This is a genomic window from Burkholderia cepacia (assembly GCF_029962485.1).
Lineage (GTDB): Bacteria > Pseudomonadota > Gammaproteobacteria > Burkholderiales > Burkholderiaceae > Burkholderia.
On record NZ_CP073638.1, the window covers coordinates 786339 to 804222 of the forward strand.

Annotated in this window: 18 protein-coding genes and 1 pseudogene; 5 read left to right on the top strand and 14 right to left on the bottom strand. The window is 67.2% G+C overall.

What is annotated here, in order from left to right; genetic code table 11:
* Positions 1–25 precede the first annotated feature (25 nt).
* The 4 genes from KEC55_RS19960 to KEC55_RS19975 form a co-directional block, all read right to left on the bottom strand.
* Positions 26–904 (bottom strand): MipA/OmpV family protein, encoded by an 879-nt coding sequence (locus tag KEC55_RS19960; protein ID WP_282509966.1) that lies wholly within the window; start codon positions 902–904, stop codon positions 26–28.
* A 205-nt stretch (positions 905–1109) separates the two neighbouring features.
* Entirely contained in the window at positions 1110–1421 is a 312-nt protein-coding gene (locus KEC55_RS19965) for a hypothetical protein (protein WP_176045369.1), read from the bottom strand.
* 14 nt (positions 1422–1435) lie between these two features.
* Complete coding sequence (locus KEC55_RS19970; RefSeq protein WP_282509969.1) at positions 1436–1633, bottom strand: hypothetical protein; 198 nt, start codon at positions 1631–1633, stop codon at positions 1436–1438.
* Positions 1634–1723: 90 nt separating this feature from the next.
* On the bottom strand, positions 1724–2023 hold the full coding sequence (locus tag KEC55_RS19975; protein ID WP_282509971.1) for a hypothetical protein: 300 nt from the start codon (positions 2021–2023) through the stop codon (positions 1724–1726).
* Positions 2024–2166: 143 nt separating this feature from the next.
* On the opposite strand from KEC55_RS19975, the gene KEC55_RS19980 reads away from it, so the two are divergent.
* The 3 genes from KEC55_RS19980 to KEC55_RS19990 all read left to right on the top strand — a co-directional run bounded on the left by KEC55_RS19980 (position 2167) and on the right by KEC55_RS19990 (position 3719).
* Complete coding sequence (locus KEC55_RS19980; protein ID WP_282509973.1) at positions 2167–2415, top strand: hypothetical protein; 249 nt, start codon at positions 2167–2169, stop codon at positions 2413–2415.
* A gap of 339 nt (positions 2416–2754) precedes the next feature.
* The gene (locus tag KEC55_RS19985; RefSeq protein WP_282509975.1) at positions 2755–3219 is read left to right on the top strand and encodes a CBS domain-containing protein; all 465 of its coding nucleotides are present in this window, start codon (positions 2755–2757) and stop codon (positions 3217–3219) included.
* Positions 3216–3719 (top strand): PRC-barrel domain-containing protein, encoded by a 504-nt coding sequence (locus KEC55_RS19990; RefSeq protein ID WP_282509977.1) that lies wholly within the window; start codon positions 3216–3218, stop codon positions 3717–3719. Before KEC55_RS19985 ends, KEC55_RS19990 begins: the two co-directional genes overlap by 4 nt.
* Before the next feature lie 6 nt (positions 3720–3725).
* Here KEC55_RS19990 and KEC55_RS19995 read toward each other — a convergent pair whose 3' ends face one another.
* From KEC55_RS19995 to KEC55_RS20010, 4 genes are read right to left on the bottom strand one after another with little or no spacing between them, the layout of a single operon-like run.
* Positions 3726–4349, bottom strand: coding sequence for a DUF4142 domain-containing protein (locus KEC55_RS19995; RefSeq protein WP_282509979.1), 624 nt, complete (start codon positions 4347–4349; stop codon positions 3726–3728).
* Between the two features lie 49 nt (positions 4350–4398).
* Positions 4399–4593, bottom strand: a complete 195-nt coding sequence (locus KEC55_RS20000) for a hypothetical protein (RefSeq protein ID WP_282509981.1) — start codon at positions 4591–4593, stop codon at positions 4399–4401.
* Between the two features lie 36 nt (positions 4594–4629).
* Positions 4630–5040, bottom strand: coding sequence for a BON domain-containing protein (locus KEC55_RS20005; protein ID WP_282509983.1), 411 nt, complete (start codon positions 5038–5040; stop codon positions 4630–4632).
* 32 nt (positions 5041–5072) lie between these two features.
* A complete protein-coding gene (locus KEC55_RS20010; protein ID WP_282509985.1) occupies positions 5073–7061 on the bottom strand; it encodes a hybrid sensor histidine kinase/response regulator in 1989 nt (662 codons plus the stop codon).
* Positions 7062–7462: 401 nt separating this feature from the next.
* On the opposite strand from KEC55_RS20010, the gene KEC55_RS20015 reads away from it, so the two are divergent.
* Positions 7463–8500, top strand: coding sequence for a sigma-54 interaction domain-containing protein (locus KEC55_RS20015; protein ID WP_282509987.1), 1038 nt, complete (start codon positions 7463–7465; stop codon positions 8498–8500).
* A 31-nt stretch (positions 8501–8531) separates the two neighbouring features.
* On the opposite strand, the gene KEC55_RS20020 is transcribed toward KEC55_RS20015, so the two are convergent.
* Together KEC55_RS20020 and KEC55_RS20025 are read right to left on the bottom strand one after the other, a co-directional pair.
* On the bottom strand, positions 8532–10331 hold the full coding sequence (locus KEC55_RS20020; RefSeq protein WP_282509989.1) for a methyl-accepting chemotaxis protein: 1800 nt from the start codon (positions 10329–10331) through the stop codon (positions 8532–8534).
* A 246-nt stretch (positions 10332–10577) separates the two neighbouring features.
* Positions 10578–10832 carry a DUF3562 domain-containing protein gene (locus KEC55_RS20025; protein ID WP_176045362.1) on the bottom strand — a complete coding sequence of 85 codons (255 nt, stop codon included), beginning with the start codon at positions 10830–10832 and terminating at the stop codon, positions 10578–10580.
* Positions 10833–11398: 566 nt separating this feature from the next.
* Here KEC55_RS20025 and KEC55_RS20030 point away from each other — a divergent pair.
* The gene (locus tag KEC55_RS20030; RefSeq protein WP_282509992.1) at positions 11399–11833 is read left to right on the top strand and encodes a hypothetical protein; all 435 of its coding nucleotides are present in this window, start codon (positions 11399–11401) and stop codon (positions 11831–11833) included.
* 544 nt (positions 11834–12377) lie between these two features.
* Here the strand turns inward: KEC55_RS20030 and KEC55_RS20035 are convergent.
* The 4 genes and pseudogenes from KEC55_RS20035 to KEC55_RS20050 form a co-directional block, all read right to left on the bottom strand.
* Complete coding sequence (locus tag KEC55_RS20035) at positions 12378–13313, bottom strand: universal stress protein (RefSeq protein WP_282509994.1); 936 nt, start codon at positions 13311–13313, stop codon at positions 12378–12380.
* Positions 13314–13523: 210 nt separating this feature from the next.
* Entirely contained in the window at positions 13524–14906 is a 1383-nt protein-coding gene (locus KEC55_RS20040) for an amino acid permease (RefSeq protein WP_282509996.1), read from the bottom strand.
* Between the two features lie 442 nt (positions 14907–15348).
* Positions 15349–15576: pseudogene (locus tag KEC55_RS20045) on the bottom strand (cytochrome P460); the annotation flags it as partial.
* A gap of 174 nt (positions 15577–15750) precedes the next feature.
* Positions 15751–17469, bottom strand: a complete 1719-nt coding sequence (locus KEC55_RS20050) for a GMC family oxidoreductase (RefSeq protein ID WP_282509998.1) — start codon at positions 17467–17469, stop codon at positions 15751–15753.
* Positions 17470–17884 lie beyond the last annotated feature (415 nt).

Below are 17884 nucleotides of genomic sequence, written 5' to 3' on the forward strand. Positions count from 1 at the left end.
TCTGCCCTCTGCCACCCGGCCGCGGTCAAAACTGGTAATTCACCGACATGTCGAACACGCCGTTGGTCGACTGCTGCGTGATCGGGCTGCGCGCGGCGCGGCCGACGAGCTGCTCGATGGCGCCGTCGATCGTGACGAACCAGTGCTTGTTCACGAACCAAGCCATCGTCACCCCCGCGCCGAACGACTTGATCCCGGCCCCCGACGAATAGGCGGGCAGCCCCGAGCGCGCGGCGGCGCCCTGGCTCACGCCGAACCAGCTGTTCATGTAGCGCGAATCGGCGAACGACACGGTCGGCCCCGCGAACCAGAAGAAATGCTCGTTGCTGCCCGGCAGCGGCATGTACGCGGAGAAATCGCCGACCCAGCCGTTCGAGCCGCCGATGCTGCGCCGGATATCCGCGCGCAGCACGAGCGGAAATTCCTTCGAGATCACGTAATCGGCCGCCAGTTTCATCACCGGCGCCGCATTGATGTTGTCGAGGCCGTTCAGGTGCTCGGTATCGTCGGCCGAACGACGCCCGAGGTCATAGCCGACGGACAGGCTCACGCGCCAGTTCGGCCCGCGCAGCACGTTCGCGCCGAGCCCCTCGCCTGTCGACAGGAAGAACAGGTCGCGATAGCGGATATCCAGATTCGGGCCGCCCAGCACGCGATAACGGTCGGAGCCCGCATAGCGCGGCTGCAGCGTCATCGCGGCGCCCACGCTGATATCCCAGGTGGAAATGTTCGGGTCGTACAGTTTTTCGAGCGGCACGCCCGCGGAGTATTGCCACTCGCCGAGCGGCGAAGGCGTCTGGGCCGACGCGTCGCGGGCGCCGGCCGCCGTAAGCGCCGCGCAGGCCGACAGGCCGGATACGAACCGGCGTGCGCCGGGTGACAGCAACGGGCGAGCAACAGTCATCAAGGCGTCTCCGTCGGTTGCGCGAAACGAACCTGAAGGAAAGCGCGTCGCGCCGCTTCGGCTGCAGCGGCTGGCAGCCGGTGGCGCGAACGTAGCGTGCGCTGAATTAACGGACATCCTACGCGACGCGCGCGCGGACGCAAAGCGCCCGCCGCGCGCGGGCACTTTGCCGCCCTTCGGAATGAATGGGAGAAGCGTTGCCGAATCAGAAACGCTCGACGTGATAGTCGCCGGCGAGCGCGGCCGGACTGCGCGACGACATCATCCGCGAGAAGCCGTCGGCGAGCCGGCCGAGCGCCAGCTGCTTCTGGCTGGCGTCCCAGTGCGTATACGTGTCGTACGCGGCATCGTCGAACGAGACGGTGACGGCAACCGGGTGGCCGCTCGCGCGAAAGCCGATCTGCAGCACGCCGCCCGGCAATTCCTCGATGTGATAGCGCAGCGAGCGCGATTCGAAATAGCGGCCCAGCACCTGAGCGATCGCGCGCTTGTCGGGTGATTGAACGTGGATGTCCATGAGGGTCCTCCTTTTCAGTATTCGCGCGGCCGGTGGTAGCGCACCGCTTGGCCCAGCATCCGTATCGGCGGCGGATGCGACGGCGGGTCGCCCTGCGGCAGCCCGTCGGGCACGGGCGGATCGACCGGATCGTCATGTCCGGGCGGGTCCGGGTCCGGGTCGACGTCGGGTGTCGTCGGTTCGGGGCGGTGCAGCATGGATGGCGTCTTCATGTCACTCCTGCGCGACGGCGCGCGCCTCTCGATGGCGCTGCGACCGCGCGCAAGCGGCGTGCCTGCTCGTGTTCCACGCGCGCAGCACGGTCAGTCGTCGTAGGCCGCCATCACCAGCCACATCCTGCGTCCTTCCGTGGTCAGCCGCACCGCGAGTGCGAACGGATCGGACGGCGCGCATTGCGCGACGAGCGCCTGCTGCGCGCGCTCGGGCCCGTCGTAGACGAGGTCGTTCAGCTCGCGTACCTCGTCCTTGCCGTCGAACATGCGCCGCTCGGGCCGATAGACCAGCGATTCGCGTTTCCACGCGTCGAATCGCGCGTGCACGCTGGCGAATTCGCCGCCGCATACGTTCGCGTCGTAACGTATCCTTTCCCTGGATGCATTCATCACGATGTCCTCTTGTCCACGCGGACGGCGCGCGACTCATGTCCCGCGTGCCCGTCCGGCTTCTCCGGCGCGCAAGCGTCGTGCCGCCGGCACGTCACGGGCACGGCGCTTGCGCGTACATCGACGACCAAGGAGGTTCGACCATGACCGCTTACGCCACCGGCCGCCACGACGCCGTGTCACCGGCTGCCGGACTGTTCCGTCTCGCCACGTCACGCCCGCCGTCCGAAGATAAGACGGAAGAGCGTATCGACGAAGGGCTCGAAGAGACGTTTCCGGCCAGCGATCCGCCCGCCGTCGGCGGCGCGACCCGCATCGACCCCGCCAAACCGTCCGGCGAGCATGAACGTCGCAAGCCGCAGGACCCTTCCCCGCCCCGCGATCACGGCTGACGGCGGCACCCGGCTCGACCTGCGCGGCGGCGCATCGGCGGGCCGGACCCATTCGGAGTGATCTGATGAAACGCCTTGAACGCAGATGGCATGAAATCAGCGGCGCCGCCGGCGTCGCCGCACTGGCCGCCATCGAGAGCGCAGTGGTGCTGGCAATCGTCGTCATGACGGGCATCGGCCACTGACATCCCGCACCGCCCGTGCGCGGCAGCCGCCGTGGAAGATGTACAAGCGGGCTGGCAATTTTCTCCGTCGCCCGGCCGTCGAGGCCCGGTGCATGCGGAGCGTGCGCGGCACGACATCTGCTCCCGATTCGTCTCGCTCACGAAGGAGGCGTTCATGTATCGCGTCAACGAGATCATGTCGCGCGATGTGGTGTGCGTCGCGCCGACCGACACGATTCGCCATGCGGCCGAACTGATGCAGCGCTTCGACATCGGCGTGCTGCCCGTTTGCGACGGCACGGAACTCGTCGCGATCGTCACCGACCGCGACCTCGCGGTGCGCGGGGTGTCGCACGGCCATCCGTTCGATACACCGGTGCGGGCCGTGGCATCCGCACCCGTGCAGTGGTGTGTCGAGGACGACGGCGTCGGCGACGTCCAGCAGCGGATGGCCGACGTGCAACTGCATCGCTTGCCGGTGCTCGATCGCGACCGGCGGCTGGTCGGGATCGTGTCCCTCGGTGACATCGCGACGCGCGCGGGCGGCCCCGAACGCGACGAGCTGGCCAATACACTCGAGGACGTGTCGCTGCCGCGCCGGCGCTGGCCACCAGCAGCTTCGACAGGAGATGATCGATGACAACGGACAGACTGTCGCGCGGCTACACGCGCATTGTCGGCGGCCCTCGCCGCTCGACCGTCAGCGGGCCGGGGCCCGACGTGATGGCCGCCCGGACGCTCGCGGGCGATCGTGTGCTGACGATGGACGGCGACGACATCGGCAAGGTGGCCGACATCATGCTCGACGTGCGCGCCGGCCGGATCGCGTATGCGGTCGTTGCGTCGGGCGGTGTGCGCGGGCTCGGCGACAAACTGCTCGCGGTGCCGTGGAACGTGCTCGTGCTCGACGTCGAGCGCAAATGCTTCGTGCTGCCGGTCGCGACCGAGCACGTGCGCGACGCGCCCGGCTTCGACCGGGACTGCTGGCCGGCGATGGCCGATCCTGGCTGGGGCGAAGCGCTGCACGCGTACTACGGCAGCTTGCCGTACTGGCTGATCGAGGAAGGCGAAACGGCACTGGACTCGCCGCCGCACGAGGCGTCGCCGGACGCTCCCGAGGACGGCAAGCGGCGGCGTTGACGCCGGTCAGCGCGCGGCCGCGACGGCCTGCGCGAGTTGCCGTGCGGCGGCCAGATGCGCGTTCAGCGCCGGCAGCGTGCTAGCCGCGAATGCGCGAAGCTTCGGATCGCGGCCGTGCTTCGCCTCATCTTCGTAGAGCCGGATCGCCGCTTCATGCACGCGCGGGCCGGCCAGTGCGACGTACGCCGTATCGAACGCATGACCTGCCTTCATCCGCAACGCCGTCACCGCCGGATCGACCAGCATCCGCGCCTGCACCGGCACACCCTTTTGCGCACCGAGTTGCCGCAATGCGCCGGCGAGGCGGGCGTGATCGTCGACCATCCGGCGCGCGAACGCTTTCACGTCGGGGTTCGACGAGCGGTCGAGCGCAAGCTGGCTGGCCTGCCGTTCGACCTTGTCGAGCATGCCGGCCTTGTCGACAAACTCCGCATCGATGCCGGTCGGACGCTGCGTCATGTCGGCCTCGTCGGCGGTCGTGCCGGGGCGGACGACGCCCGGGGCGACCTGCACCGACGAAGCGGGCAGCGTCTGCGCGTGCGAACACGCGAACGCCAGTGCGCCAACGGCAGCAGCCAGTGTGATTGCCGCCCGTAGGCGACGGCGCCGCTTGCTCCGGTTCGTGGTCATCCAGGCCTCCGTGTGTCGTGACGGCGCGAGCCGGCCGCGCCGGTTGCCGTCACGCCGGACGATGGGGCGACGAGAAGAAATCGGTCCATGCGCCGTTGCACCACGCGCCCTCGGTGCGCTCCACCGACAGCACGCCGGCCGCGAGCATCGTCCGCTTCGCGAACGCGATCGTGCGCCGTGTCACGTGCGCGCAGCGTTCCGCTGGTTCGACCGGCAAGAAGCGGCCCGCGACGAGGATATCCACGTTGAACCTCCTGCCCGGCGCTGACCCGCGCACCTCTTACTTCCGGCGGATCTGCAGCCTGTCGTGTACGCCGCTCACGCCGTCGACGCCATGCACCACGCGGATCGCGGTCGCGCGTTGCCGTTCGTCGGGCACGTTGCCCGTCAGTTCGACGACGCGATGGCGAACCTGAACGTCGATGTCGCCGGACGCCAATCCGCGTTCGGCGACAAGCGCCGCCCTGACGCGGGAAGCGAGCGTCGCATCGCGGATCTGGCCGCCGACGGCCGACGCCTGACTCTCGAGCTTCGCACCGACACCCTCCTCGGCCGATGCATGGCGGGGTGTCGCGATCCATATGAACGACACAATCAGCATGCACGCGACCGGCACGACCGGCGGCATGCGCTTGGGTCGAATCGGCTCGCGGCCCGTGCCGTCGCACCGCATGGTTTTCGTTGCATCCATCGGGCCTCCCGTATTCCAGTCTGACCGGGCGCTCAGCCGCGCCCTTTCCCGCCGTGCCTATCGTCCGGCGCGACGTCGACGATCACGCTCGCGAGCGTCGGCATGTCGACCGGCTTGCACAGATACGCATCGAAGCCGGCGGCCAGCACACGGTGGCGGTCGGCCTTGCCGGCGTGCGCGGTGACCGCCACGACAGGCAAATGCCCGCTGCCGCCCGGCAAATGGCGGATCCGGTCGAGCAGCCAGAAGCCGTCGCCGTCCGGCATTGCGAGATCCGACAGCACGACGCTCGGCGGATGCCGCTCCACCGCGTCGAGCGCGTCGTGCCCCGACTGCGCGGTCGACACTTGCGCGCCCATCGTTTCGAGCGCCGCGGCAAGGCTCGCGCGCGAGGTTGCATCGTCATCGACGACGAGCACGCGCTGGCCGTCGAGCGCCACCGAGTCCGACGCGCCTGCGGGGCGCGTCAGGCGCTCGGCCGGATCGTCGGCGTCCCAGCCGGCTGGCAGCGTGACCGTCACGGTCGTCCCGCGTCCCGGTCCGTCGCTCGTCGCGACGACGTCGCCGCCGTGCAGCTGCGCGATGTTGCGCACGATCGACAGGCCGAGCCCGAGGCCGCGCTTCGGCGACGCGAACGCGCCTTCGGGTCGGCTGAAGGTTTCGAACAGATGCGGCAGGTATTCCGGTTCAATCCCTTGTCCCGTATCGGCGACCGACAGCCGGACGCGTTCGCCCGCACGCGTCAGCGACACGTCGATGCGCCCGCCCGGCGGCGTGAACTTGATCGCGTTCGACAACAGGTTCGACAGCACCTGGCGCACGCGCTCGCCGTCCGCCGGAATTACGCAGGACTGCATCGCGTACGCCGTCGACAGTTCGAGCCCGTTCGCCTGCGCGGTCGCATCGAGCTCGCGCGTGGCGTCGCGCACGACGCGCACGAGATCGACCGGCACGCGTTCGAGACGCAGCCGGCCCGTTGCGAGCGACGACGCGTCGAGCAGGTCGCCGACCATGTGCGACAACGACCGCGCGCTGCGATCGATCGCGTCGACCGCCTGTTCCGCGAGCCCGTGCCCGTCGACGTTGCGCAGCACCTCGACCCACCCGTAGATCACGTTCAGCGGCGTGCGCAGCTCGTGCGACACCGTGGCCAGCAACTCGTCCTTCAGACGGTTCGACGTGTCGGCCAGCGCGCGTGCGTCGCGGGCGCCGCGCAACGAGCGCAGGTCGCGCTGCTCGCCGCGGCGGCGTTCGCGCGCTTCGCGCAGCGTCATCGACAGGCCCGTGCAGTTGCCCTGTGCATCGACGATCGGCGACGCGGCGAAGGTCGCGCGAAAGCGGCCGCCGTCGCGACGCACACATAGCACGTCGAGCGGCCCGACCGGCGCGTGCAGGTTCGCGAACGTGGCGGGCAGCGGATGCCGCCGCCGCCAGCGCGGCGCGATCATCGCTGAGACGTCGCGCCCGCTTGCCTGTGCGGCGTCGACCCCGAAGATCCGGCGCGCGGCCAGATTCCAGCTCGTGATCCGGCGCGCGGTGTCGACACCGACAATCGCGTCGGGCGATGCGTCGACCACCCGGCGCAACAGGTCGTCGTCGGGCACGCGTGCGGCGGGCGCCGGCTCGCGATGCGGCGCGCGCATGGCGGCGTCCGCGTCGCCATCGTCGTCGACGGCGTGCAGGCGATCGTTCGCGATCAGCGGCTTCACCGCCATCACGAGCACGCACTCGACGAAGCTGACCGCGACGAACGCACCGGCCTGCGCGAGCAGCGTGGCCAGCGGCGCATCGCGCCACCACAGCGTGCCGATCACGGCCACGCTCGCGACAGTCGCGGCGAGGCCGCCGCCGAACGACGTCAGCCAGGCGGCGGCGGCAACGCCCGCATAGAAAGGCAGCGGCGCAAACGGTGCGTGCTCGCCGACGACGTGAATCGCCCACGCCTGCAGCGCGGACGCCAGCCCGACGGCCAGCACGACCCATGCACCCTGCCGCAACAGCTCATGGGTCAGGGTCTTCATTGCATCCTTGCCTCGCGCCGGCGCCCGTCGTGCGGCGACGTGCCTCCGTTCGGCGATCCGAGATGCCGTCGAGCGTGCCGGGCAGGCGTGGAAGTGTCAGCAAGCGATATGCCCGGGACGGGCGTGACACGCTGTTCGGGCGGTGGATGGCAGGATGGCGCATCGTGCCCGCCGCGTGTCGTGCCGGAGGCGGTCCGGCATCGATCGAGGCCGCCCGCTGCTTCGGCGAAAAGCGATAGCGGCCGGCTTTTTCATCGGCTTTCTGTAAAAAAGCCGCGGTCCGACCCTGGATCGAGCAGCCGTTTCCGCCAGTCAAAAAACCGATGGTCGAATCCTTCTGCCCCCGTCACGAACATTGGAAATTACTATTCAGCGGCACCTTCGTGGCCGTTTCGCTGTCGATGATAAATATTGCAATGAACGGAACGCGTGATGCCGATTTTCAAAACGGCCCGCTAACGACGATGGGTGAAACCGCAAATCGGTCGAAGCAGCGCGCAGACGGCCGCCGGCTGTCCGGCCGGTCCTCCGCGATGCGCACGCTGCTCGGCCGCATCGAGAAAATCGCGCCGACCCGCGCCAGCGTGATGATTGCCGGCGAAAGCGGGGTCGGCAAGGATATCGTCGCGCGCCGGCTGCACGATCTCAGTGCGCGGTGCGACGGCCCGTTCGTGCCCGTGAATTGCGGCGCGATCCCGCCCGATATTGCGGAGTCGCAACTGTTCGGGCACGAGAAAGGCAGTTTCACCGGTGCGATCGCGCAGCGCGAAGGCTTCTTCGAGGCCGCGCGCGGCGGCACGCTGCTGCTCGACGAGATCGCCGAAATGCCCGCGGCGCTGCAGGTGAAGCTGCTGCGGGCGATCGAGTCGAATGCGATCGTGCGAGTGGGCGGCACCGAGCCGATTCCGCTCGACGTGCGTATCGTGTCGGCCACGCGGCACAACCCGGCCGATGCCGTGCGCGACGGCCGGCTGCGCGAGGACCTGTTCTACCGGCTCGCCGCGTTCGCGCTGTACGTGCCGCCGCTGCGCCAGCGCGACGGCGACGTCGAGACGATCGCGCGGGAATTCGTCGACACGCTGAACGCGCGGCACCGCTCGCACAAGCGGCTGACCGACGCGGCGATCGCGGCACTCCGCGCGTACTCGTGGCCCGGCAACGTGCGCGAGCTGCACAACACGATCGAGCGCGCGTACATTCTGGCGGACGAAGGCATCGACGTCGCGCTGCCGAAGCAGCCGATACCGCCCGACCGTACGTCGGAGAGCGCGATGGCGCTGCCGCTCGGCGCGACGCTCCACCATGCGCAGCAACGCTTCATCGCGGCGACGCTGCGTTATTTCGACGGCAACAAGCCGCGCGCAGCCAAGGCGCTCGGCATCAGCCTGAAAACGCTCTACAACCGGCTCGCGCTGATGCGCGACAGCGGCCGCTCCTGAGCGATGTGGCCGCGCCGCCTCCAGGCCGCGATTACGCGACCTTGAACCGCCCGACCGTCGTCGCCAGCGCATTCGCCTGCGACTGCAGCGCGGTCGCGGCGGCGGTCGACTGTTCGACGAGCGCCGCGTTCTGCTGGACCATTTCATCGAGCTGCGTGACCGCGCGGTTCACCTCCTGAATACCGCGCGTCTGCTCGTTTGCCGCGTGCGTGATCTCGGAGATGATGGTCGTCACGTTCGACACGTTGGACACGATCTCGCGCATCGTGTCGCCCGCCTGGCGCACCTGCCCGGAACCGGCCGACACGCTCGCGACCGTCGATTCGACCAGCACCTTCACTTCGCGCGCGGCCTGCGCGCTGCGTTGCGCGAGACTGCGCACTTCCTGCGCGACGACCGCGAAGCCGCGGCCCTGCTCGCCCGCCCGCGCCGCTTCGACGGCCGCGTTCAGCGCGAGGATGTTGGTCTGGAACGCGATCCCGTCGATCACGCCGATGATGTCGCCGATCCGGCCCGATGCTTCTTCGATCTTCTCCATCGTCGCGACGACGTCCGACACGACCGCCCCGCCGTGCGACGCGATCCGCGACGCGGCCGCCGCGCGTTCGTCGGCCTGGCCGGCGGCTGCCGCCGACTGGCCGACGGTCGCGGTGATTTCTTCCATCGACGCTGCCGTTTCCTCGAGGCTCGCCGCGGCCGATTCGGTACGCGACGACAGGTCCTGGTTGCCCGCCGCAATCTCGTTCGCGGCCGTGCGCACCGATTCGCTCGCGTCGCGGATCTGGCGCATCACGTCGTTCAGCTTGTCGACGAAGCTGTTGAACGAGCGCGCGATGTCGGCGACTTCGTCGCGGCCGTCGGCCGGCAGGCGCTGCGTCAGGTCGCCGGCGCCCGAGCCGATCGCGGCCATCGCCTGGCGCACCTGCGACAGGCGGCGGAACGCGGTCGCGGTGATCGCGCCGATGATCAGCGACGCGACGCCGACGATCACGACCAGCGTGATCAGCGACGCGGTCAGCAGCGAGCGCATGCCGGCCGTCGCTTCGGTCTTGTCGAGCAGCACCAGCGCGTACCAGTCGGTGCCCGGCACCGGCCGAGCACGCACCAGCTTCGCGTCGCCGCCGACGCTCACCTCGACGGGGGCCGTCGCGGCCGCGATCGTCGCGGCGCTCGTCGCGCCGAGTTCGGGCGACACGTCGGCGACCGGCTTCAGCGTGAGCTTCGGGTCCGGATGCGCGACGACGTGGCCGCTGCTGTCGATCAGCATCCCGAAGCTCGCGGGCGTCGGGCGGATCGACTTCACGTTGGCGATCACGCTGTCCATCGCGACATCCGCGGCGACGACGCCCTTCAGCCCGCCGTCACGCAGGATCGGCACCGCGAACGTGACGACGAGGTTGCCGGTGCCGGCATCGACGTAAGGCGGCGTGACGACCGGCTTGCCGGCCTGCGCGGCCTGCTTGTACCACGGGCGGCCGGTCGGATCGTAGTCGGGCGGGATGCCGGTCGGGTCGGAGAAGCGGAACGCCTTGTCGGCGTAGCCCGCATACACGTTCGTGAAGCCGCCGGCCGTGGCCATCTGCTTGAATACCGGCAGCGGATCGGGCGCGAGCGCCGCATCCTGCAGCGACGCGATCATCCGGCTGCGGGTGGCGACCCAGTCGGCGATCCCGACCACGTGGCCGCTCGCGACGGAGGTCAGGTTGCGGTCGATCGCATCGTCGTTGTACGAGTGCGCGATGAAATAGTTGATCAGCGTGGTGGCGACGAGCGCGAATACGACGATGGCGACGCACGCGGCGAGGATGCGGGCGCGGATGGACGAGAGCATGGCAACGACTCGGTAAGGGAGCGCGAACGCCCGGTGGACGAATTCACCGGGTAAACGGCAATCGCGCGGCTTACTTGAGGTCGTCGTGACAATTCAATGAAACATATGACGAAATACGTTGACGGCCGTCAGCGAATCGTCAGGTCGCGCGCAGGCGGACCGAAGCGGCAAGCGCCGCTGGCAAGAGGGTCAATCGTGATTCGGCCGCGACCGGCGACTTACCGTGTCAGCCGCGGCAAGCACCTGTCACAGGCGGACGCTCGGGCGCGGATCGGATTCCGCCGGCGCCGCACCGGCCTGCGTGTCCGCGTCGAAATCGTCCCGCTGGCGCATCCGTTCTCGCAGGTTCCGGATTGCGAACACGTGGATGTAGTCATGCACGCGTGCGCCGGACGACAGCACACGCACTTCATCGTCGAGCATCGCACGCAACTGATCCGCGCCAATCGCGCGCTGTTCGGCGGCTTCCTTGAGTGAATCGAGCAAATTGTCCTTGGACATCGACGGACTCCTGACGGTCGAGGAATGAAAAAACGACGGTACTGGAAGCTTAAAGACTGGTCGGCCGCGCGGCGTGCGATGCGCCGGCACGTATTTGCGCGCGATCAACGGCACGTTGCGTGCCGCCGTGCCGATCCGTCCCCGAACCGGCCGCGCTTGATTCGCGGCGCAAACTGCCCGCGAACGAGACTGGAAGCCCTGCCACGCCACCCCGGGGCGCGGCACCGGCCGACTGGCGGGCGGTGGAACCGCCGCGCAACGCCGATGCACTCGGGAACTTAGACCGGCCGAAATCATGCGTCAAGCGACGCTCCGCACACCGGGTTCATTCGTCGGAACGAACCCGCCGGTACGCCTGCGGCCCGGACGATCGGCCAATTGGCCGCGGCGCGTGTCAGCGGATTCCGATAGGCGCCGCGCAATACCTGACAGCGAGTTCAGCGCGCGCCGCTTGGCAGCCTGCCGCCGTCACACGATACTGATGCCATGAACAACGCGTTCATACCGGATCATCGCCCAGCCTGCCATCGAGCAAGGCGCGCGGGGTCTGGCGCAGGAGACCAACCATGGCACATCGCAACTTCCCGGGCCGGGACGGCCAGCGGCGCGCGTCGGGCAACGCGCGCGCCCTGCCCGCCCGGACCGCATCGGCCGGCAATCGTCCGTCCGACGATCTCGACACCTTGCTCGCGCTCGCCCGCGAAGCCGGGCTGCTCGTCACGCTCGACGGGCAGATCGGCCGCGAGAAGTACCAGAGCGTCGCGGGGTCGATCCTCGCGCTGCAGCGGTTCGCCGCGGCCCTCGGCGCGCGACAGGCGCGCACCGAGCCGGCCGAGTCGGAGCCGCGCCGCAAGGCACGCCCCGGCTGGCCGCATGCGAACCGGCTGCGCAGCCGCACGTGCAGCGCATGCGGACCAATGCACGTCGTGCGCCCGCGCTCGCGGGTGCGGCGCGGCGTCGTCCGCCGGCACGACCTCTGCTCGATTCTTCGGACCACCTGAACACGCATGCAGTCGACGCACGGCACGGGGCCGTGCGATGGCTGCGCGCCGTGACGCGTTCGCAGTGCCTGCCGCTGCCGCGCGAATGCGGCGGCACCGTGCGCGTGTCGACCTTCGCCGCGGTTCGCCTCGATGCGACTGCGCGCTCATACGCGCCGTTCTGAACGGCCGCATGCAAAACAATACCTGCGGGGAAAGTGATCCGACGGGGCCAGTCAGGCGGAAAGCGGACGGGGTGCGTGCACCCCGCCCGTCCTCCAAGGCAGCCGCTGGCTGCCTACCCTCGTGCCAGAGAGTTCTCGGTGGATGACACGCCATGCAATCGATGGCGCGGCTCCTGAAATCGATGTGCCGGCTTGAGCGCGCGTTCGATCGCGACCTGCCGGATCGGCGGTTTCGATGCTTGCGTGCACGCGCGGTTGTCGTCGCACATGCACGACAGACCATCGCCATCGCCGGATGTTCCGTTACTGTCTCACGCGATGCGCATACCGTTTCTGATGCAGGTCAATCGACATCGGCTTCGTGCGTGATACCGCGCCATTCACGCCGCGCCGCGCACGAGCAGCACGGGCACTTGAGCGAGGTGCGCCACGCGGCGCGCGACGCTGCCGATCAGCCAGGCGGCGATACCGCGCCGGCCATGCGTGCCGACCACCAGCAGTTCCGCACGCCAGTGCACGGCATCGCGCATCAGCGCATGGGCCACGTCGTCGCTGGTCGGACGCGTTTCGACGACACCGCGCTTGGTCGGATTCCCCGTCGCATGAAACAGCGGCGCGATTTTCGCGAGCGCATCGTCGCCCTCCGCACGGTACGCATCCTCGAGCGCACGCACCGGCACGATATCGGTCAGACGAACCGCGCGATCGATCACGTATGCGGCGTACAGCAACGTCGTCGGCGCCGCGAAGCCGAGCCCGACACGCGCCGCGTGCAGCGACGGCTCGCTGCCGTCGACCGCGAACATCAGCCGCTGCAGCGCGCCGTCCGACGGCCGTGCATAGGCGGCCGGCACGATCAGCAGCGCGCAGCGCGCGCGCTTCGACAGCGTGTCCGACATCGCGCCTTCGACGAGCCGCAACAGCCCGTGATGCGGATTCGCGCCGACCACCAGCGCGTCCGCCTGCCATGCCGACGTGTCGTTCACCAGCGCATCGGCGACCGTGCCGCCCGTGACCGACGTATCGACGATGACCTGCTCGACCTCGATGCCGCTGTCGGCAAACAGCGCGGCGATCCGCGCGTTGATGGCGTGCGCTTCGCCCATCATGTCCTCGCGCGCCGACGTCAGCAGCGCGTCGATGCGCGGGATATCGGGCAGCACGAGGCGCGGGTTGTCGATTGCGCAGACGATACGCAATCGCATGCCGGGACGCAGCAGCGTGCGGGCGTAACGTGCGGCGGACAGCGATTCGGGTGTTGGATCGACCGCCAGCGCGATCCGCGCGAGCGTCGGGATGGAATGGGCAGGCTGCATGGCGAAAGCCTCCGTGCGTGCGCGTCGTCGCGGAACGACGACGGGAGCCTCGCGTGGAAGCGGCGCGCGGCGGCCGGGCAGCCGCCGCGGTCGCAGGGATCGGCGGGTAGCAACGCGAAGCGCGGACAAGCGATTTGTTCAGCATAGGTCGTCCTGCCCGCCCGCGCATGATCGCGATCAACGATCGCGTGGCTCCCTGTCCTGGCCCGCTTACGACTTCGTCGGTGCCGAGGCGGCCGGACGGTTCGCGTAGAACAGCGCATACGCGATGCCGAGCAGCACGATCCACACGGGCCCGATCACGAGCGCGACGCGCGTATCGGGCGTGAACGCCATCAGCACGACGACCAGCGCGAGAAAACCGAGCGCGACGATCGACCCGAGCGGATAGAACGGCACGCGGATCGGCAGGCGCGCGATCTTGTCGGCCGACAGCGTGCGGCGAAAGCGCATCTGCGCGATCAGGATCACGCACCACGTCCAGATCGCGCCGAACGTCGATACCGACGTGAGCCACGTGAACACGTGTTGCGGCGCGAGATAGTTGAGCAGCACGCCGATCAGCAGCAGCGCGACCGACACGATCACGCCGTACACCGGCACGCCGTTGCGGTTCACGCGGCCGAGCTTGGCCGGCGCCTGGCCCTGCTGCGCGAGGTTGTAGAGCATCCGCGCGGTGCTGAACAGGCCGCTGTTGCATGACGACAGCGCCGCGGTCAGCACGACGAAGTTGATGATGCCGGCGGCGGCCGGAATACCGAGCCGCGAGAACGTCATCACGAACGGGCTGCCCTGCGTGCCGATCTGGTCCCACGGATAGAGCGACATGATCACGAACAGCGCGCCGATGTAGAAAATCAGCACGCGCCAGAACACCGAGTTCACGGCCTTCGTCAGCGACTTCTCCGGGTTGCGCGCTTCTCCTGCCGTGAGGCCGAGCATCTCGACGCCGAGATACGCGAACATCACGATCGGCAGCGCGGCGATCACGCCGTTGATCCCGTTCGGCATGAAGCCGCCGTGCGACCACAGGTTCGAGATGCCGGTCGCGACACCGCCGTTGCCGATGCCGAACGCGATCATCAGCCCGCCGCCGATGATCATCAGCACGATCGTGACGATCTTGATCAGCGCGAACCAGAACTCGAATTCGCCGTACAGCTTGACCGCGATGAAGTTCACCGAGCCCATTGCCATGAGCGCGGCGAGCGCCCAGATCCAGTTCGGCACGCCGGGGAACCACATGTGCATGTAGACGCCGACCGCCGTGATTTCCGCCATGCAGGTGACGATCCACACGAACCAGTAGGTCCAGCCGGTCAGGTAGCCGGCGAGCGGCCCGAGGTAGTCGCGTGCGTAGCGGCTGAAGGCGCCGGCGACCGGATTGGTGATCGCCATTTCGCCAAGTGCGCGCATGATCAGGAAGATCGCGATGCCGCCCAGCAGGTAGGTCAGCAGGATGGCCGGGCCGGCCGTGCGGATCGCGGTGGCGGAGCCGAGGAACAGGCCGACGCCGATCGTCGCGCCGAGCGCCATCAGGTTGATGTGCCGTTCTTCCAGCCCGCGGTGCAGCTGGTCTTCTGGTTGTTTCAAGTCCGTCTCCTGGCAGCCGCGAGCGGGCCGCCGTCATTGTGTCGATGTCAATGCGCGACCGTTCATGCCAATTTCGGCAACCGAAAACGAAATAATCCCCGTCGCCGTTTTCTGAATGTGAAACGACGCGGATACTGCGTCAATCCGATGGGAATCGCCGCGGATTATCCGTACTTCCCGGAACAATCCGGAAAACGGATCGGGCCTTTTACGGAATACACCCGTGCGGCCCGTGTGACGCGGCTGTGCGCGTGACGGACGACAACGGGATCAATCGCTTTCGGCGTGAACGAACACGCGTCGAAGGTGCGCGATCAGGCGCACGCAATATGCAGGCGGGATTATATGGAGGATCAGAGGTTTCACGCCAGCCGATTTTCACGAAATCGTCATGCGTGAAACCGGAAGCGGAATTCAAATGCGCGCGATATCGCGCGCGCATTTATTTGGACAACGTCGCGTGCACCGTATATTCGCCTTCGAGCGCCCCGTGTTCGGGACGCACGAAATAACGCGACGCGTCGAGATCGGCCGGCATCGGCTCGACCGGGAAACCGTGCTTTTCCCACGCATCGAGGCCGCCCTTCAGCGCGCGGATGTTGTGGATCATCTTCTTGCGCTGCATCTTCGCGATCAGGCGCTTCGCGGTGGCTTCGTTCGGGCACACGCAAGAGGACCGGAGCGCAAAGGCGCACGCGGCGTCAAGATTCGTAAGAAGGGATACCCTCGCTCCAGGATGCATGGCCGGCCAATTGCTGCCTTGGTTCGGGTAACCGCGCGCCAACCAGCCCGCAGACTGGCGCCGGCATGGATCCGGCGCCCGCGACCAAAGAGGGTCGTTTCGTCAGCCTGTTGCTTTGACAAACTCCACCGCGCGGCCACCAATCATATAAGCGGGCGCGTTGGTCGCTCCGGAGACGATGGTTGGCATGACCGACGCATCGGCAACACGCAGGCCCCGGATGCCATGGACGCGAAGTTCGTTGTCCACGACCGCCTCCTTGCCGGTACCCATCTTCGCGGTGCCTACGGGATGGCCGTAGCTGCTCGAGCCAGTCCGGGCGAGATCGATGTTTTGCTGGCGAGTGCTGGCCTTCGGACCGGGAACGATCTCCGCCTCCCGTATGCCATCGAACGCTGCCTGACTGCCCAGTTCACGTGCTGCCTCAATTGCACGCACGATTGCGGCAAGGTCACGATCAGTACCCAGATGATTGGCCTCGATGACAGGGGCATCTCGCCAGTCCGCGCTGGCCAGCCGCACGGTGCCGCGACTCGTCGGTTGAACCAGGGCCGGCGCGATCGTGAAACCCTCCTTCGGCGGCGTACCGAAGCGAGCGGCCGCCTCCGGCGTTGCGATTGGAAGTTGCTCAAGCACAAGTTGAATGTCGTTGGTGTGTCCATCTACGCCGCTGGACAAATACGCCTCGGCTTCGACGGCGTTACTGTCGGCGGGACGGTCCGGCATCTTTCCTTTGTACTTGTAGACGACGCCGGATAGAAGAACATGGTCCTGGAGGTTTCGCCCCACCCCCTTCAGGTTGGCGACCGTCTTGATGCCAAGCCGCTTCAATTGCGATTCATCGCCAACACCTGACAACATAAGCAGCCTGGGACTGTGAATCGCGCCCGCGGCCAGGATCACTTCACGATTTGCCCTGATCGACCTCGGTATGCCACCAGTGACCAGGCTCACTCCAATGGCGCGATCACCTTCGAAGTCGATCTTGGTGACGTCGGTGCTTAGCAGCAGGGTCAGGTTCGAGCGGCCAAGATTAGGACGCAGAAAAGCGCGGGCCGCGCTCACCCGCGAACCGTCAGCCGAGATGTTCATATTTATGTAGCCCGCGCCGGCTTTCATCGGACCGTTGACATCATCGAGAATGGGGACACCCATCTCACGCGCTGCCTCGATGAACGCGGGGGCTGTCGGATGGGGATCCCCCGGCTTGCGGATATGGACGGGGCCGCCCACACCGCGCCATTCATTCGCACCCCCCTCCCAGTCTTCCTGAGCCTTGTAGATGGGCAACACGTCCTTGAATCCCCAGCCCTTCGCACCACCTTTGGCCCAGGCATCGAAATCACGCTCCATCCCCCGTGACCAGACCATGGCATTGATCGAGGCTCCGCCGCCCAGAACATGTCCGAGAGCCATGTTGAACTTGCGGTTGTTCAGTTGCGCAACCGGAGTGATTGGCAGGTGCCAATCCAGTGGACCGCCAATGTTGTAAAACCAGACACTTGGATTATTGATCGTCGGTGCCGTGTCCGCGCCGCCTGACTCCACCACCAGTACCTCCGCACCGGTCCTTGACAGTTCGCCAGCGATCACCGATCCGGAAGCGCCGGCGCCGACCACAATGTAGTCGTACCCGTCCTTGAGTTGCGCCTGGTTAGCACTTTGATTTTCTCCTGCTGCAAAGACCTGCTCTACCATCGACCCCGAAACGGCGGCGGCAATGCCAGCGGCACCCGCGGCGGCCAGAAAGCGCCTGCGGCTCATTTTGCCGTACACAACCTGATCAAGGAGGGCTTGCACTATTTCACCCTGGTTACTCATTCTTGAAATCTCCTTTGCGGGGTGGGACTTTGCATCCGCATGTCCCCGTGTCTATATGAAGACTTGCAGTGAGAGCGAAGCGCGACACCGCGCGCACCGCGCACACATCCAAGGTCTATGGTGATGCCCTTACCGCCGCGAATCAGTAAGAAGCATGGGTCTTTCAAAGCAATAAGCGATCCAAATCTAAGCCATTGATTATTCGCTTGTTTTGTCCTGACTGGACTGACGTGATTCCGTCAATGGCGAATTTTCGCGCAACAATTGATCGAGACCGGACTGCATCGAAAAGGGATGTACACCCCGGGTGTCGACGCACACTTTTTCCGCAATGATCCCGTCGTCGTTGCCGACGGCCTGTTGTACGGCGGCTCACCATTGATGAAATATCACCAGTTAGCAGTGCATAAATAGT

What these genes read in the sequence shown, in the direction of transcription:
- KEC55_RS19980 (WP_282509973.1), top strand. Translation starts at nt 2,167, where the DNA reads ATGACCGCTTACGCCACCGGCCGCCACGACGCCGTGTCACCGGCTGCC.
- KEC55_RS20005 (WP_282509983.1), bottom strand. Translation starts at nt 5,040, where the DNA reads ATGGATGCAACGAAAACCATGCGGTGCGACGGCACGGGCCGCGAGCCG.
- KEC55_RS19970 (WP_282509969.1), bottom strand. Translation starts at nt 1,633, where the DNA reads ATGAAGACGCCATCCATGCTGCACCGCCCCGAACCGACGACACCCGAC.
- KEC55_RS20030 (WP_282509992.1), top strand. Translation starts at nt 11,399, where the DNA reads ATGGCACATCGCAACTTCCCGGGCCGGGACGGCCAGCGGCGCGCGTCG.
- KEC55_RS20010 (WP_282509985.1), bottom strand. Translation starts at nt 7,061, where the DNA reads ATGAAGACCCTGACCCATGAGCTGTTGCGGCAGGGTGCATGGGTCGTG.
- KEC55_RS20020 (WP_282509989.1), bottom strand. Translation starts at nt 10,331, where the DNA reads ATGCTCTCGTCCATCCGCGCCCGCATCCTCGCCGCGTGCGTCGCCATC.
- KEC55_RS19960 (WP_282509966.1), bottom strand. Translation starts at nt 904, where the DNA reads ATGACTGTTGCTCGCCCGTTGCTGTCACCCGGCGCACGCCGGTTCGTA.
- KEC55_RS20025 (WP_176045362.1), bottom strand. Translation starts at nt 10,832, where the DNA reads ATGTCCAAGGACAATTTGCTCGATTCACTCAAGGAAGCCGCCGAACAG.
- KEC55_RS19995 (WP_282509979.1), bottom strand. Translation starts at nt 4,349, where the DNA reads ATGACCACGAACCGGAGCAAGCGGCGCCGTCGCCTACGGGCGGCAATC.
- KEC55_RS19965 (WP_176045369.1), bottom strand. Translation starts at nt 1,421, where the DNA reads ATGGACATCCACGTTCAATCACCCGACAAGCGCGCGATCGCTCAGGTG.
- KEC55_RS20015 (WP_282509987.1), top strand. Translation starts at nt 7,463, where the DNA reads ATGATAAATATTGCAATGAACGGAACGCGTGATGCCGATTTTCAAAAC.
- KEC55_RS20050 (WP_282509998.1), bottom strand. Translation starts at nt 17,469, where the DNA reads ATGAGTAACCAGGGTGAAATAGTGCAAGCCCTCCTTGATCAGGTTGTG.
- KEC55_RS20035 (WP_282509994.1), bottom strand. Translation starts at nt 13,313, where the DNA reads ATGCAGCCTGCCCATTCCATCCCGACGCTCGCGCGGATCGCGCTGGCG.
- KEC55_RS19990 (WP_282509977.1), top strand. Translation starts at nt 3,216, where the DNA reads ATGACAACGGACAGACTGTCGCGCGGCTACACGCGCATTGTCGGCGGC.
- KEC55_RS19975 (WP_282509971.1), bottom strand. Translation starts at nt 2,023, where the DNA reads ATGAATGCATCCAGGGAAAGGATACGTTACGACGCGAACGTATGCGGC.
- KEC55_RS19985 (WP_282509975.1), top strand. Translation starts at nt 2,755, where the DNA reads ATGTATCGCGTCAACGAGATCATGTCGCGCGATGTGGTGTGCGTCGCG.